This is a genomic window from Macrococcus equi, assembly GCF_047426745.1.
Lineage (GTDB): Bacteria > Bacillota > Bacilli > Staphylococcales > Staphylococcaceae > Macrococcoides > Macrococcoides equi.
Genome location: NZ_CP179732.1, coordinates 963,424 through 979,521, shown reverse-complemented (window position 1 = coordinate 979,521; position 16,098 = coordinate 963,424). Strand labels below are relative to the sequence as shown.

Annotated in this window: 11 protein-coding genes, 9 tRNA genes and 4 rRNA genes; 2 read left to right on the top strand and 22 right to left on the bottom strand. The window is 41.3% G+C overall.

The genetic code is table 11. From position 1 onward, the window contains the following. Window position 1: 1 nt before the first annotated feature. Both ACMGE6_RS05225 and ACMGE6_RS05220 read left to right on the top strand, forming a co-directional pair. The gene (locus ACMGE6_RS05225; protein ID WP_414054694.1) at window positions 2-535 is read left to right on the top strand and encodes a nuclease-related domain-containing protein; all 534 of its coding nucleotides are present in this window, start codon (window positions 2-4) and stop codon (window positions 533-535) included. A gap of 58 nt (window positions 536-593) precedes the next feature. Continuing rightward, complete coding sequence (locus ACMGE6_RS05220) at window positions 594-806, top strand: hypothetical protein (RefSeq protein ID WP_414054693.1); 213 nt, start codon at window positions 594-596, stop codon at window positions 804-806. A gap of 107 nt (window positions 807-913) precedes the next feature. Here the strand turns inward: ACMGE6_RS05220 and rrf (ACMGE6_RS05215) are convergent. The 22 genes from rrf (ACMGE6_RS05215) to hpt form a co-directional block, all read right to left on the bottom strand. Continuing rightward, window positions 914-1,028 (bottom strand): 5S ribosomal RNA (gene rrf / locus ACMGE6_RS05215). Window positions 1,029-1,122: 94 nt separating this feature from the next. After that, a 23S ribosomal RNA gene (locus tag ACMGE6_RS05210) occupies window positions 1,123-4,047 on the bottom strand. Between the two features lie 139 nt (window positions 4,048-4,186). After that, a tRNA-Ile gene (locus tag ACMGE6_RS05205) sits at window positions 4,187-4,263 on the bottom strand. 105 nt (window positions 4,264-4,368) lie between these two features. Then, window positions 4,369-5,920: ribosomal RNA gene (locus ACMGE6_RS05200) — 16S ribosomal RNA — on the bottom strand. Window positions 5,921-6,050: 130 nt separating this feature from the next. Next, window positions 6,051-6,126: transfer RNA gene (locus ACMGE6_RS05195), tRNA-Ala, on the bottom strand. A 14-nt stretch (window positions 6,127-6,140) separates the two neighbouring features. Then, window positions 6,141-6,214 (bottom strand) — tRNA-Pro (locus ACMGE6_RS05190). A gap of 9 nt (window positions 6,215-6,223) precedes the next feature. After that, a tRNA-Arg gene (locus ACMGE6_RS05185) sits at window positions 6,224-6,297 on the bottom strand. An 18-nt stretch (window positions 6,298-6,315) separates the two neighbouring features. Beyond that, window positions 6,316-6,404 (bottom strand) — tRNA-Leu (locus ACMGE6_RS05180). Between the two features lie 15 nt (window positions 6,405-6,419). Then, window positions 6,420-6,494, bottom strand: a tRNA-Gly gene (locus tag ACMGE6_RS05175). Between the two features lie 25 nt (window positions 6,495-6,519). After that, window positions 6,520-6,595: transfer RNA gene (locus ACMGE6_RS05170), tRNA-Lys, on the bottom strand. Window positions 6,596-6,601: 6 nt separating this feature from the next. Next, window positions 6,602-6,677 (bottom strand) — tRNA-Thr (locus tag ACMGE6_RS05165). Window positions 6,678-6,692: 15 nt separating this feature from the next. Further along, window positions 6,693-6,768 (bottom strand) — tRNA-Val (locus ACMGE6_RS05160). Window positions 6,769-6,780: 12 nt separating this feature from the next. Then, a 5S ribosomal RNA gene (gene rrf, locus ACMGE6_RS05155) occupies window positions 6,781-6,895 on the bottom strand. Together the 16S, 23S and 5S rRNA genes with 9 tRNA genes alongside form the textbook arrangement of a ribosomal RNA operon. A gap of 277 nt (window positions 6,896-7,172) precedes the next feature. Next, entirely contained in the window at window positions 7,173-8,660 is a 1,488-nt protein-coding gene (lysS, locus tag ACMGE6_RS05150) for a lysine--tRNA ligase (RefSeq protein ID WP_414054692.1), read from the bottom strand. 4 nt (window positions 8,661-8,664) lie between these two features. Beyond that, a complete protein-coding gene (gene dusB / locus ACMGE6_RS05145) occupies window positions 8,665-9,678 on the bottom strand; it encodes a tRNA dihydrouridine synthase DusB (RefSeq protein WP_414045469.1) in 1,014 nt (337 codons plus the stop codon). A gap of 10 nt (window positions 9,679-9,688) precedes the next feature. Next, window positions 9,689-10,165: a 2-amino-4-hydroxy-6-hydroxymethyldihydropteridine diphosphokinase gene (gene folK, locus ACMGE6_RS05140; protein ID WP_414054691.1), complete on the bottom strand. Its 477-nt coding sequence runs from the start codon at window positions 10,163-10,165 to the stop codon at window positions 9,689-9,691. A gap of 2 nt (window positions 10,166-10,167) precedes the next feature. Next, on the bottom strand, window positions 10,168-10,524 hold the full coding sequence (folB, locus tag ACMGE6_RS05135; protein ID WP_414054690.1) for a dihydroneopterin aldolase: 357 nt from the start codon (window positions 10,522-10,524) through the stop codon (window positions 10,168-10,170). Then, the gene (gene folP, locus ACMGE6_RS05130) at window positions 10,517-11,305 is read right to left on the bottom strand and encodes a dihydropteroate synthase (RefSeq protein WP_414054689.1); all 789 of its coding nucleotides are present in this window, start codon (window positions 11,303-11,305) and stop codon (window positions 10,517-10,519) included. Before folP ends, folB begins: the two co-directional genes overlap by 8 nt. Before the next feature lie 96 nt (window positions 11,306-11,401). After that, window positions 11,402-12,334 (bottom strand): cysteine synthase A, encoded by a 933-nt coding sequence (cysK, locus tag ACMGE6_RS05125; protein WP_414054688.1) that lies wholly within the window; start codon window positions 12,332-12,334, stop codon window positions 11,402-11,404. An 88-nt stretch (window positions 12,335-12,422) separates the two neighbouring features. After that, window positions 12,423-13,295 carry an Hsp33 family molecular chaperone HslO gene (gene hslO, locus ACMGE6_RS05120; RefSeq protein WP_414054687.1) on the bottom strand — a complete coding sequence of 291 codons (873 nt, stop codon included), beginning with the start codon at window positions 13,293-13,295 and terminating at the stop codon, window positions 12,423-12,425. Between the two features lie 65 nt (window positions 13,296-13,360). Further along, window positions 13,361-15,430: an ATP-dependent zinc metalloprotease FtsH gene (gene ftsH / locus ACMGE6_RS05115; protein ID WP_414054686.1), complete on the bottom strand. Its 2,070-nt coding sequence runs from the start codon at window positions 15,428-15,430 to the stop codon at window positions 13,361-13,363. 125 nt (window positions 15,431-15,555) lie between these two features. Then, window positions 15,556-16,095 (bottom strand): hypoxanthine phosphoribosyltransferase, encoded by a 540-nt coding sequence (gene hpt / locus ACMGE6_RS05110; RefSeq protein WP_414045462.1) that lies wholly within the window; start codon window positions 16,093-16,095, stop codon window positions 15,556-15,558. Between the last annotated feature and the right edge of the window lie 3 nt (window positions 16,096-16,098).

The window sequence follows — 16,098 nt, the reverse complement described above, 5'->3', positions numbered from 1 at the left end:
CATGCTACTCAAACGACACCAAAGAACATTCTATTATCATTATCTATGCAAGATAAATGGTCGGACCTTATTAGAGGATATAGACTATCAAAATCTTAAACATTATTTACTTGGATTTGACGGTGAATATGCATTTTTCGAGAGCATCAAAGATTTTGATGATTTAGTACGCATTTGGGATTTCACTTTAGACGTATTTGGAACAGCTCAATATGATTTTTTATTTATCGCTAATAATACCGTTATACATATTGATATTAAAAATTACTCAGGACTTTATCGATTTGGTAATGGTAACTTTATTAGTGATAAAGGCTATGTACATCAAGGATTGATCAGCCAACTGGATAGAGCACATCGAAAATTAGAGCAGTTTATCCATCTACACGCATATGATTATAAAGTAAGTAGCAGAATTCTTTTTATTAATTCTGAGTTTAAGTTAAAAGGATATAATGGCAATGAACAAAATGTATTTTTTAATCTAATACCAGAAGTCGTTACATATTTATGGTATCTAATGATGATGATTTGAGGTTAGGTTAATTATTAGTAGATAATCATTTGGGATGTTCCAGGAAAAATCTCAACGGATGATGCAATGTATTTGCGGTCATATGGTAGGAAAGAAAGATTATGTTATCGAGGCAATTGAAGATGTAAGTTTATTTAAGAATGGAAGCTTTACGAGAAAAGAATTAGAAGATTATACAGGTGTAAATGCGACTACCTTGAAACGGTACTTGAGAAAGTATTGTGAAAAAGTAAGGCATAACAAATCAGCAATGTATAAAATAAATAGATAAATTTTGAGTGGTCGAATTATATTAAATTTCGACCGCTCAGTCCAGTAACCAAGATAATCTAACATTTATATAAAAAAAAAGAGACCCCGAAGGATCTCTTATGAATTGCCCGGCAACGTCCTACTCTCGCGGATCGTAAGACCAACTACCATCGGCGCTAGAGAGCTTAACTTCTGTGTTCGGTATGGGAACAGGTGTGACCTCTCTGCCATCGTCACCAGACAAAGTATATTAAAGGTATTGTACCTTCAAAACTAGATAAACTTAAGAAGAAATATGATGTACCAAACATCACCGTGCAAAAAATCTTATAAAATTGATTAAGTCTTCGATCGATTAGTATTCGTCAGCTCCATACATTACTGTACTTCCACCTCGAACCTATTAACCTCATCATCTTTGAGGGATCTTATAACCGAAGTTGGGAAATCTCATCTTGAGGGGGGCTTCATGCTTAGATGCTTTCAGCACTTATCCCGTCCATACATAGCTACCCAGCTATGCCGCTGGCGCGACAACTGGTACACCAGAGGTATGTCCATCCCGGTCCTCTCGTACTAAGGACAGCTCCTCTCAAATTTCCTACGCCCACGACGGATAGGGACCGAACTGTCTCACGACGTTCTGAACCCAGCTCGCGTACCGCTTTAATGGGCGAACAGCCCAACCCTTGGGACCGACTACAGCCCCAGGATGCGATGAGCCGACATCGAGGTGCCAAACCTCCCCGTCGATGTGAACTCTTGGGGGAGATAAGCCTGTTATCCCCGGGGTAGCTTTTATCCGTTGAGCGATGGCCCTTCCATGCGGAACCACCGGATCACTAAGTCCGTCTTTCGACCCTGCTCGACTTGTAGGTCTCGCAGTCAAGCTCCCTTGTGCCTTTACACTCTGCGAATGATTTCCAACCATTCTGAGGGAACCTTTGAGCGCCTCCGTTACTCTTTAGGAGGCGACCGCCCCAGTCAAACTGCCCGCCTGACACTGTCTCCCGCCACGATAAGTGGCGCGGGTTAGAAAGTCAACACAGCCAGGGTAGTATCCCACCAACGCCTCCACGTAAGCTGACGCTCACGTTTCAAAGGCTCCTACCTATCCTGTACAAGCTGTGCCGAATTTCAATATCAGGCTGCAGTAAAGCTCCACGGGGTCTTTCCGTCCTGTCGCGGGTAACCTGCATCTTCACAGGTACTATGATTTCACCGAGTCTCTCGTTGAGACAGTGCCCAAATCGTTACGCCTTTCGTGCGGGTCGGAACTTACCCGACAAGGAATTTCGCTACCTTAGGACCGTTATAGTTACGGCCGCCGTTTACTGGGGCTTCAATTCGTAGCTTCGCTAATGCTAACCACTCCTTTTAACCTTCCAGCACCGGGCAGGCGTCAGCCCCTATACGTCACCTTACGGTTTTGCAGAGACCTGTGTTTTTGATAAACAGTCGCTTGGGCCTATTCACTGCGGCTCTTCAAGGCTTGCACCCTAAAAAGCACCCCTTCTCCCGAAGTTACGGGGTCATTTTGCCGAGTTCCTTAACGAGAGTTCGCTCGCTCACCTTAGAATTCTCATCTTGACTACCTGTGTCGGTTTGCGGTACGGGCACCTAATTTCTAACTAGAGGCTTTTCTTGGCAGTGTGAAATCAACGACTTCGCTACTATAATTTCGCTCCCCATCACACCTTGACCTTAAGAGTACCGGATTTGCCTAATACTCAGTCTCAGTGCTTGGACGTACATAACCAACAGTACGCTTCGCCTATCCTACTGCGTCCCCCCATCGTTCAAACAATCTTAGGTGGTACAGGAATATCTACCTGTTGTCCATCGCCTACGCCATTCGGCCTCGGCTTAGGTCCCGACTAACCCAGAGCGGACGAGCCTTCCTCTGGAAACCTTAGTCAATCGGTGGACGGGATTCTCACCCGTCTTTCGCTACTCACACCGGCATTCTCACTTCTAAGCGCTCCACATGTCCTTGCGATCATGCTTCGACGCTGCTTAGAACGCTCTCCTACCATTGTCCTACGGACAATCCACAGCTTCGGTAATATGTTTAGCCCCGGTACATTTTCGGCGCAGCGTCACTCGACTAGTGAGCTATTACGCACTCTTTAAATGATGGCTGCTTCTAAGCCAACATCCTAGTTGTCTGGGCAACGCCACATCCTTTTCCACTTAACATATATTTTGGGACCTTAGCTGGTGGTCTGGGCTGTTTCCCTCTCGACTACGGACCTTATCACCCGCAGTCTGACTCCCGTGTTAAATTATTTGGCATTCGGAGTTTGTCTGAATTCGGTAACCCGAGGGGGGCCCCTAGTCCAAACAGTGCTCTACCTCCAATAATCATCACACGAGGCTAGCCCTAAAGCTATTTCGGAGAGAACCAGCTATCTCCAGGTTCGATTGGAATTTCTCCGCTACCCACACCTCATCCGCTCACTTTTCAACGTAAGTCGGTTCGGTCCTCCATTCAGTGTTACCTGAACTTCAACCTGGACATGGGTAGATCACCTGGTTTCGGGTCTACGACCTGATACTCATTCGCCCTATTCAGACTCGCTTTCGCTACGGCTCCACATATACTGCTTAACCTTGCATCAAATCGTAACTCGCCGGTTCATTCTACAAAAGGCACGCCATCACCCATTAACGGGCTCTGACTACTTGTAAGCACACGGTTTCAGGTTCTATTTCACTCCCCTTCCGGGGTGCTTTTCACCTTTCCCTCACGGTACTGGTTCACTATCGGTCACTAGAGAGTATTTAGCCTTGGGAGATGGTCCTCCCGGATTCCGACGGAATTCCACGTGTTCCGCCGTACTCAGGATCCACTCAGGAGAGAACAACTTTTCGACTACAGGGCCTTTACCTTCTATGGCTGACTTTTCCAAAGTCATTCGTCTAAACTGTTCCTTTGTAACTCCGTATTGAGTGTCCTACAACCCCAGAATGCAAGCACTCTGGTTTGGGCTCTTCCCGTTTCGCTCGCCGCTACTAAGGGAATCGAGTTTTCTTTCTCTTCCTCCGGGTACTTAGATGTTTCAGTTCTCCGGGTGTGCCTTCTCATATACTATGTATTCATATATGGATAACATGACATAACTCATGCTGGGTTTCCCCATTCGGAAATCTCTGGATCAAAGCTTACTTACAGCTCCCCAAAGCATATCGTCGTTAGTAACGTCCTTCGTCGGCTTCTAGTGCCAAGGCATCCACCGTGCGCCCTTAATAACTTAATCTGTTATTAATATTGTGATGTCTACATAAATGTAGACGCGCGATTTTTTTAAGAATTCAAAAATGAACTCACTCGGTTTTGCTTGGTAAAATCTTTTATTTCTTCTTACTTTATCTAGTTTTCAAAGTACAATTTTAAAATGGTGGGCCTAAATGGACTCGAACCATCGACCTCACGCTTATCAGGCGTGCGCTCTAACCAGCTGAGCTATAGGCCCATTTTAATTTTGAATATTTAATAGATAAACATTCAAAACTGAATACAATATGTCAAACGCTATTCCGAAGGAATTTCAAGAATTCCTTTTCCGTAATATCCTTAGAAAGGAGGTGATCCAGCCGCACCTTCCGATACGGCTACCTTGTTACGACTTCACCCCAATCATCTGTCCCACCTTCGACAGCTAGCTCCTAAAAGGTTACTCCACCGGCTTCGGGTGTTACAAACTCTCGTGGTGTGACGGGCGGTGTGTACAAGACCCGGGAACGTATTCACCGTAGCATGCTGATCTACGATTACTAGCGATTCCAGCTTCATGTAGTCGAGTTGCAGACTACAATCCGAACTGAGATTGGTTTTCTGGGATTTGCTTGACCTCGCGGTTTTGCTGCCCTTTGTACCAACCATTGTAGCACGTGTGTAGCCCAAATCATAAGGGGCATGATGATTTGACGTCATCCCCACCTTCCTCCGGTTTATCACCGGCAGTCTCTCTAGAGTGCCCAACTTAATGATGGCAACTAAAGATAAGGGTTGCGCTCGTTGCGGGACTTAACCCAACATCTCACGACACGAGCTGACGACAACCATGCACCACCTGTCACTTTGTCCCCCGAAGGGGAAAGCTCTATCTCTAGAGTTGTCAAAGGATGTCAAGATTTGGTAAGGTTCTTCGCGTTGCTTCGAATTAAACCACATGCTCCACCGCTTGTGCGGGTCCCCGTCAATTCCTTTGAGTTTCAGTCTTGCGACCGTACTCCCCAGGCGGAGTGCTTAATGCGTTAGCTGCAGCACTGAGGGGCGGAAACCCCCCAACACTTAGCACTCATCGTTTACGGCGTGGACTACCAGGGTATCTAATCCTGTTTGATCCCCACGCTTTCGCACCTCAGCGTCAGTTACAGACCAGAGAGCCGCCTTCGCCACTGGTGTTCCTCCATATCTCTGCGCATTTCACCGCTACACATGGAATTCCACTCTCCTCTTCTGTACTCAAGTCTCCCAGTTTCCAATGACCCTCCCCGGTTGAGCCGGGGGCTTTCACATCAGACTTAAGAGACCGCCTACGCGCGCTTTACGCCCAATAATTCCGGATAACGCTTGCCACCTACGTATTACCGCGGCTGCTGGCACGTAGTTAGCCGTGGCTTTCTGGTAAGGTACCGTCAAGGTACGTTCAGTTACTAACGTACTTGTTCTTCCCTTACAACAGAGTTTTACGATCCGAAAACCTTCTTCACTCACGCGGCGTTGCTCCGTCAGACTTTCGTCCATTGCGGAAGATTCCCTACTGCTGCCTCCCGTAGGAGTCTGGGCCGTGTCTCAGTCCCAGTGTGGCCGATCACCCTCTCAGGTCGGCTATGTATCGTTGCCTTGGTGAGCCGTTACCTCACCAACTAGCTAATACACCGCAGGTCCATCTATAAGTGACAGCAAAACCGTCTTTCACTATTGCTTCATGCGAAGCTAAATATTATCCGGTATTAGCTCCGGTTTCCCGAAGTTATCCCAGTCTTATAGGTAGGTTACCCACGTGTTACTCACCCGTCCGCCGCTAACGTCAGGAGTGCAAGCACTCCATCTGTTCGCTCGACTTGCATGTATTAGGCACGCCGCCAGCGTTCATCCTGAGCCAGGATCAAACTCTCCATAATAGTTTGTTTGATAATGCTCTTTGATTGCTTATGGCAATCACTCTTGGGAGTGAACTAAGTTCACTCAAATTATTGGAATTAACGTTGACATATTGTCATTCAGTTTTCAATGTTCATTTTAATAAATTTATGGTGGAGACTAGCGGGATCGAACCGCTGACCTCCTGCGTGCAAAGCAGGCGCTCTCCCAGCTGAGCTAAGCCCCCAAAATTTTAGTAAGTCGGGAAGACAGGATTCGAACCTGCGACCCCTTGGTCCCAAACCAAGTGCTCTACCAAGCTGAGCTACTTCCCGTTTATTAAACGCGCCCGAGAGGAGTCGAACCCCTAACCTTTTGATCCGTAGTCAAACGCTCTATCCAATTGAGCTACGGGCGCAAAAAAATAAAAATTAAATGGTGCCGAGGACCGGAATCGAACCGGTACGGTAATCACTTACCGCAGGATTTTAAGTCCTGTGCGTCTGCCAGTTCCGCCACCCCGGCATTTAATTTTCTTAATGGAGCGAAAGACGGGATTCGAACCCGCGACCCCAACCTTGGCAAGGTTGTATTCTACCACTGAACTACTTTCGCATTATTAAGTTTTATATTCAAATAATGGTGAGCCATAGAGGATTCGAACCTCTGACCCTTTGATTAAAAGTCAAATGCTCTACCAACTGAGCTAATGGCTCTGGAAATGGTGCCGGAAAAAGGACTTGAACCCTCAACCTACTGATTACAAGTCAGTTGCTCTACCAGTTGAGCTATTCCGGCATAATAATAATTAAATGGTGGAGGATGACGGGCTCGAACCGCCGACCCTCTGCTTGTAAGGCAGATGCTCTCCCAGCTGAGCTAATCCTCCTGGGTATATATTGCCCGGCAACGTCCTACTCTCGCGGATCGTAAGACCAACTACCATCGGCGCTAGAGAGCTTAACTTCTGTGTTCGGTATGGGAACAGGTGTGACCTCTCTGCCATCGTCACCAGACAAATTTTCAATACTTATATAAGTATAACAGCTTCGAAGATTTTTTCAATAGTAAATTTTACACTGTGTTCATGAACTTTACAATTGATTAACTTTCTTAATATGTCACTCGTCACAAGCGACTTTTTAATAATACGCAATTCAATGATTAAAGTCAACGCTTTTTTATAACTTTTTTTGATTTTTTTGAAGTAAGTATATTCTGATAATTATCCGCATTAAAAAAACACGTTAAACCCCTGTTATATCAAGGGTTTAACGTGTTGAGCATCTCGACTTATTTATGTCTCATATATGGGAATAATAATACATCGCGAATAGACGCACTATTTGTTAATAGCATTACCAAACGGTCAATACCTATTCCAAGACCACCTGTAGGCGGCATACCATATTCTAATGCTTCAATATAATCTTCATCCATTTCATGTGCTTCATCATTTCCAGCTGCTTTTTCTTCCATTTGAGCTAAGAAACGTTGTTTTTGATCGATTGGATCATTTAACTCAGTGAATGCATTAGCATGTTCACGGCGTACAATAAATAGCTCAAAACGATCTGTGAAACGTGGATCTTCCGGATTTTGTTTCGCTAATGGTGAAACTTCAACCGGATGTCCGTAAATAAATGTCGGTTGTACTAAATGTTCTTCTACTTTTTGTTCAAAGAATTCATTTAATACATGTCCATACTTCATGTTTGGTTTTACTTCTACACCATGCTCTTTTGCAAGCGCGTGTGCTTCTTCATCAGATTTTACTTCATAGAAATCAACACCTGTGAATTCTTTAATCGCATCTACCATATGCCATCTTCTCCACTTTGGTGCAAGTTCAATTGCTTCTCCAGCATACTCTACAGTTGTAGAACCTGTAACTTTCTCTGCGATATGCGCTACCATTTCTTCGGTTAAATCCATGATGTCTTTATAGTCCGCGTATGCCTCGTATAATTCAATCATCGTAAACTCAGGATTATGTCTTGTTGAAATACCTTCATTACGGAATACACGACCGATTTCATACACTTTCTCTAATCCACCAACAATCAAACGTTTCAAATGCAATTCAATCGCGATACGCATATATAATTCCATATCTAAAGCATTGTGATGTGTAACGAATGGACGTGCAGCTGCACCACCAGCAATTGTATGCATCATTGGTGTTTCTACTTCTAAGAAACCTTTTGCATTTAAATAGCTACGCATTTCCTGGATAATCTTACTACGTGTGATGAATACTTGCGTAGATTCCTCGCTCGTAATTAAATCTAAGTAACGTTGGCGGTAACGTTGCTCGACATCTTGTAAACCATGGAATTTATCCGGTAACGGGCGAAGCGCTTTTGATAACAGTGTAAACGACTTAGCCTTAACAGATAGTTCTCCTGTATTCGTTTTAAACATTACACCTTCAATACCTACGATATCGCCTAAATCTGCATTATTCCATAATTCAAATTGTTCGTCACCAACTGCATCTTTACGTACATAAATTTGAATTTGTCCGTCTAAATCTTTAACATGCGCAAATCCGGCTTTACCTTTTCCACGTTTCGTCATAATACGTCCCGCAAAAGATACTTGTGATTCGTCCTCTTTATCATGCAACTCTTCTTTAGAAAAACCATCCCATTCAGTTTTTAATGATGCTGAAGTTGCTGTTCTTTCAAATTTTTGACCGAATGGATCTATCCCCTGGTCTAATAAATCTTGCATTTTTTGGCGACGCACCAACATTTGGTCGTTTAATTCTTCTGTCATTTAATTACACTCCTTCTGCGATTTTTGATTCTTGGTCTTTCTCAGATTCAATTACATATTCTTCGAATGATTTAAGTATATCAACTAATTCGTCACGTGTCTCAGCTTGGTTGATTAATTTGCGGGCTTTACCATTACCTCGAATACCTTTTAAATACCACGAGGCATGTTTACGCATTTCCATAACAGCGACTTTTTCGCCTTTTAATGCGATTAAACGATCTAAATGTAACGTAGCAACTTTCATCTTCTCTGAAATATGTGGTTCAGGCATAAGTTCACCAGTTTCAAGATAATGCACTGTACGGTAGATCATCCACGGGTTACCTAATGCTTCTCTACCTATCATTACAGCGTCAACACCTGTTTCATCCAGCATTTTCTTTGCAAGTTCCGGACTTGTGACGTCACCATTTCCGATAACAGGAATACTTACCGCTTCTTTAACTTGACGTATTACATCCCAATCCGCATGCCCTTCATACATCTGTACTCGTGTTCTTCCATGCACAGCAATTGCTGATGCTCCAGCACGCTCAATCATTTTAGCATTTTCCACTGCAAAGATATGCTCATCATCCCAACCAATGCGCATCTTCACAGTTACCGGTTTTTCAACCGCTTCAACTACTGCTGATACCATTTCATATACTTTCTCAGGGTTAAGCAACCACTTAGCGCCCGCTTCACACTTAATTATTTTTGAAACAGGACATCCCATATTAATATCGATAATATCAGCAGTCGTATTTTGATCCACATATTTCGCCGCTTCAACTAACGTCTCTTTCTCTCCACCAAAAATTTGTAAGCTTAAAGGTCTTTCATTCTCATCGATATACAACATTTTCATCGTCTTCTCATTATTAAATAGAATCGCCTTATCACTTACCATTTCAGCACATACTAATCCTGCACCAAATTCTTTAACAGTTAATCTAAAAGCCGCATTACATACACCTGCCATTGGCGCGAGTACAACTTTATTGTTTATCTCAATATCTCCAATTTTCCACATATCTTTACCCTCACTTATAAATTCTTACATCCGGGTCCATAGTTACTAATTCACTTATTTTTTTATTCATAGTAGGATGCACTGCATTCGGTGCAACCTCATTTAACGGTATTAAAACGAAACTACGCTCATGCATAAATGGATGCGGAATCTTTAAACGCTCGCTATCAATAACCTCAGCACCAAACAATACTATATCTAAATCTATCGTTCTTGGTCCCCAATGAATTTTGCGTACACGATTAAGTTTCAGTTCAATCGCCTGTATTTCATCCAACAATTCAAGTGGTGACAGTTGTGTAGTGATTTCGGCTATACCGTTTAGGAAATCATCCTGCTCGACACCTCCAACAGGTGCTGTTTCATACAATGACGATACGCACTTAACGGATGTGTCACGAACATTATCTAGTAAATTCAAAGCATCACTGATTTGCTGTTCTCTATCTCCCATGTTACTTCCAAAACTTATATATACAGTCGTCATTATTACCTCGATCTAAAAATCTCTATCCCAACTCCATCATATACACCTGGTATGGGCGGATTCATTTTTGTTATCTTAACTTTTACGGCCATTATCTGATTATAGTGACTGAAGAGTGTTTTTGCAATACGTTCAGCGACATGTTCTAATAATTTCGACTGAACGGCCATCTCTGCTTTAATATCCTCATAAACCAGTCCATAATTCACTGTATGTTCCAGCTCATCAGTTTCTCCAGCTTGCTTTAAATCAAAATCTAACTCAGTATCCACTACAAATATCTGACCAATTTCATTCTCAGCTTCAAAGACACCATGATATGCATAAAACTGCATACCGTTTAAAAATATTTTATCCATTAGCCTCTCCCTTTAACTGGTCCATTACTCGTATGAAACGTGCATTCATGAGAACATTATGCACTCGGACAGCATCAACACCAAAGTTAATACCTATTGCGGTTGTAGCAAGCGTCCCCTCATCACGTTCAGTAGGTAACGTTTCTCCACCTAATAATTCTTTAACCATACGTTTTCGACTTGTTGCCAGTAACACGCGATAGTTCAACGCTACTAATTCATCAAGACGTTGCATTACTTCAACTTCCTGGTCACGAGACTTCGCAAAGCCTATACCCGGATCAAGCCAGATTTTATCACGTGATATCCCTGCCTTTTGCGCAAGCTCTGCTTGAGTACCTAAATCTGTGATCATATGCTCCATCACATCTCCATTGACTTCCTCTTTCGCATTATGCATTAAGATGATTTCAGCATCATATTTCTTTACAACATTAAAAATTTCAGGGTCAAATTTACCTGCCCATTGGTCGTTAATAATATGTGCTCCATGCTGTAACGCTGCTTCAGCCACTTCACTTCTAAACGTATCCACTGAAATTAAAGACTTTACCTCACGAATAGCATCAAGCACTGGAATCACACGATTAATTTCTTCTTCAACAGTTATTTCACTATATCCCGGGCGTGTAGAATATCCACCGATATCAATAATATCGACACCTTCCTGCATCATTTCGTGAACTCTTTTCACTGCCGCATCAACACTATTATATTTGCCACCATCTGAGAATGAATCAGGCGTGACATTCAATATTCCCATAACTAATGTTCTTTTCATATAGACTTACCCCCACGTATTATTCATCTTATTATAGCAAAATTTATTAAATAAAAATAAGACTGAGACTTTTGTCCCAGTCTATAACACTATTTATTATTCTGCTAAGTTAGCAAATAAAGGTGTTGATAAGTAGCGTTCACCGTTACTCGGGATAATCGCAACCACATTCTTGCCTTGTCCTAATTGAACCGCTTTATCAATCGCTGCTTTAATCGCTGCACCAGATGAGATACCTGCTAAGATACCTTCTTCACGTGCAACTAAACGACTTGTCTCCATCGCTTCATCATTAGTCACTTGATTGATTTCTGTAAAGATGTCTGTATTTAATGTCTTAGGTACAAATCCTGCGCCAATCCCCTGAATCTTATGCGGACCAGGTTGCCCACCACTTAAAACAGGTGAGTCTGTCGGTTCAACTGCAACAATTTCAATATTTGGATTGTGAGATTTTAATACTTCACCAGCACCTGAAAGTGTACCACCAGTACCAACACCTGAAATAAATGCATCTATTGATAAACCTTCCATAGCTTTTACAATTTCAGGGCCAGTCGTTAGTTTATGCACTTCTGGATTTGACATATTTTCAAACTGCTGAGGCATAAAGTAACCATGCTCTTCTTTCAATTCATTAGCTTTAGCAATCGCACCTTTCATACCTTCTGCTCCAGGCGTTAATACTAAGGTTGCTCCGTATGCCTTTAGTAAAGTACGACGTTCCTGACTCATTGTATCGGGCATAACTAATGTCGCTTTATAACCTTTTGCTGCAGCAACCATTGCTAAACCAATCCCTGTATTACCTGAAGTTGGTTCAACTATTGTATCACCAGGTTTAATGATGCCTTCTTTTTCAGCACTCTCAATCATTGCTAAAGCAATTCTATCTTTTACTGAACTCCCTGGATTTTGATATTCTAATTTAACATAAACATCTGCTGCACCTTCAGGTACAACATTATTTAATTTCACTAATGGTGTGTTACCAATTAAATCTGTAACGCGTTCGACTCTTAATGACATATCATATTCCTCCAAAATGTAAAATTATTCTTACTTCTTTTATCGGAATAAGTATAACAAAATTAAACCTTAAAACAAAATAATCCGATTATGCAATAATGCTGCGTAGCTCTTCAGGTGTAAATTGATATTTCGTTCTACAGAAGTGACATTCTACTTCTGCTCCCCCGTCTTCTTCGATCATAGATTCTATTTCCGCTTCACCTAGACCTTTAATTGCTGTTAAGAATTTCTCTTTACCACAATTACATTTAAATTCTATCGGCATTGTATCTATAATTCGAATATTATCTTCACCTAAAATTTCCTCTAAGATTTGTTCTGGAGATAATCCTTTGTTGATTAAATTAGAAATCGGCTCCATTTGATTAATACGTTCTTCAAGGAATGAGATCGTTTCCTCACTCGCAAAAGGCAATAACTGAATAATAAATCCACCTGCTGCTTGTGTGAGTTCTTCAGGCGTACATAATACACCTAAACCAACAGCTGCAGGGACTTGTTCACTCGTTGCAAAATAATATGCAAAGTCTTCAGCAATCTCACCATTATGAATTTCAGTAGAACCGGTAAAGTAATCACGCATTCCAATGTCTTTAACCACATTGATGTATCCACTACGTCCAACCGCTTCACCTACATCCATCTTACCTGGACGAATAGATTCTACCTGTACATGTGGATTTTGTACGTAGCCACGCACCTCACCTTTAGCATTTGCATCGACTACGATTTGACCTAAAGGACCTCCACCATTAACAGTTATCGTTAACTTCTCTTCATTTTTAAGCATTGCACCCATCATTGAACCTACTGTTAAAGTACGCCCAAGCGCCGCAGTCCCGACACGCCAAGTGTCGTGCTTCTCACGTGCAGTTTCTACTAAATTTGTTGTTCTCACACTAAATGCACGTACTTCATCATTAAAAGCTAGCGCTCTTACTAAATAATCTTTTGTCATTTTATTTTCTCCTTTTAAAAAGAGGCGGAATCAAAGCAACGCTTCTCTTCCAGCCTCATTTTTAATTAAAACTTATCTTTGTCTAATTTATCAACATTCGGTTCTGGTTCATTTTTTGATTCTTCAATAGGAGCATCTGGATTTTTCAATTGCTCTTTTACTTCTTCATAAGAAGAGCCTGCGTCTTCAGAATCATCAACATTTTTTACTACCACTCGTGAATCATCTGATTTATCTACAACTACTTCTTTTTCTTTCATGTGGTAGAGATGAGAATCATCATAACTTACTTCAGGTAATGTACCTTTAGTAAATAATTCATTGATTTGGTTAGCGACTAATGTTTCTTCAGTTAATAAAGTTTTCGCAATTAAATCTAGCTTATCTTGATGTTGAAGAAGGATTTCTTTACATCTTGCATAACTTTCTTTAATAATACGTTGAACTTCTAAGTCGATTTCATATGCAATCTGGTCTGAATAATTTGGTTCATGACCCATGTCGCGGCCTAAGAATACTTCACCTTGAGCCTGACCGAATTGTAAAGGTCCTAACTTATCACTCATACCATATTCGGTAACCATCTTACGTGCAATACCTGTTGCACGCTGGAAGTCGTTATGCGCACCTGTCGACACTTCACCAAATGTAATTTCTTCGGCCACGCGTCCACCTAACAATCCAACAATCTTATCCAGTAATTCTGGCTTCGTCATGAAATAACGATCTTGTTTCGGTAACATCATCGCATAACCACCTGCTTGACCACGTGGTACGATTGTCACTTTATGAACCATTTCAGCTTCATCTAACACACAGCCGATGATTGTATGCCCTGCTTCATGCCATGCAACGATATTTCTTTCTTTTTCTGAAATTACACGTGATTTCTTAGCTGGCCCTGCAATAACACGGTCTGTCGCTTCATCAATATCACGCATATCGATTTTAGTCTTACCTTGACGTGCAGCAACAAGTGCCGCTTCATTTAATAAGTTTTCTAAGTCTGCACCACTGAAACCAGGTGTACGTTGGCTTAACGCTTTTAAGTCAACTGTCTCATCAAGCGGTTTATTACGTGCATGTACTCTAAGTACCGCTTCACGTCCTTTTACATCCGGTGCGCCTACTTGAATCTGACGGTCAAAACGTCCTGGACGAAGTAACGCAGGATCTAAAATATCCGGTCTGTTTGTTGCAGCAATCATGATGATACCTTCATTTTCACCAAATCCATCCATCTCAACAAGTAATTGGTTTAATGTTTGTTCACGTTCATCATGTCCACCGCCGACACCCGCACCACGTTGACGTCCAACAGCATCAATTTCATCGATAAAAATAATACATGGTGCATTTTTCTTAGCATTTTCGAATAGGTCACGCACACGGCTCGCACCAACACCGACGAACATTTCTACGAAGTCTGAACCACTGATTGAGAAGAATGGAACACCTGCTTCTCCAGCTACTGCACGAGCAATCAAAGTTTTACCTGTCCCTGGAGGACCCACTAATAAAACCCCTTTTGGAATACGTGCACCCATTTTAACGAATTTACGGTTATCTTTTAAGAAATCAACGATTTCAACTAATTCAGCTTTCTCTTCATCTGCTCCGGCTACATCCTTAAAGCGAACTTTTTTCTTTTTATCATCGTAAAGTTTTGCTTTAGACTTACCAAAATTCATCACACGGCCGCCACCACCGCCGCCTTGTGATTGAGATAGGAAGAAAATAAATACAAAGGCTAATAATAATAAAGGAATTAATGTACTTAACATTCCTAGAAATACATTTTCTTTATCAGCTGGTTTTATATCAAATTTTAAATCGCCATCTTGCTCTTCAGCAATTTTAGTAATTTTATCTAAATCTTTCTGGTTATTATACATTAATACAGATGTGAACGTTTCATTCGGTTCAGCACCTTTTAACTTCCCTTTAACCAGATATACATCTTGGCCCGGCTGGATAGTCATTTCTTTTACTTTACCTTTTTCCAGCTGTGACATTAATTTCGTGTATGTCATCTGTTTTGGCATAGAACCTGTGCCATTGATCATCGAAAACACACCGAATAAGACGATACCTATAAGCGTTACCATCAATATACTACGAAAGGCTTTTTGCATTCACGTTTTCCTCCTACTATTATGTAAAGCTAACAAAGATTTTAACACACTATTTGATGTTCAATCTACTAATTAAACTTACACATTTTTTACAGTTTTTATTTTATTTTGAGTACTATAATTCACTATTTAGAGTAAACTTCTTCTTTTAACAGACCAATGTATGGTAAATTACGATATTTCTCCTGGTAATCGAGTCCGTAACCTACAACGAAGTCATCAGGAATCTTTTCGCCTACATATTTTGCTTCAATATCAACTTTACGGCGCATTGGCTTATCCAGCAACGTGACAATTTCAATCGAATTTGCTTTACGATATTTCATTAAATCAATGATAGCATTTAATGTTGTACCCGTTTCTAAAATATCTTCAATAATAATTAAGTCGCGTCCTTCAACCGATACATCTAAGTCCTTTAAAATCTTTACTTCACCTGTAGATTCTGTTCCACCGTGGTAAGATGAAACATCCATAAACTCGATTTCGACTTGTGTATCAATATGTCTGATTAAATCAGCCATAAATAAAATTGATCCTTTTAAAATACCGATACATAATGGTAATTTTCCTTCATAATCTGCTGTAATTTCTTCCCCCAGACGTTTACATGCTGCTTCAATCTGTTCTTTTGTTAATACAATGCTTTCAATATCGTTATGCATGAT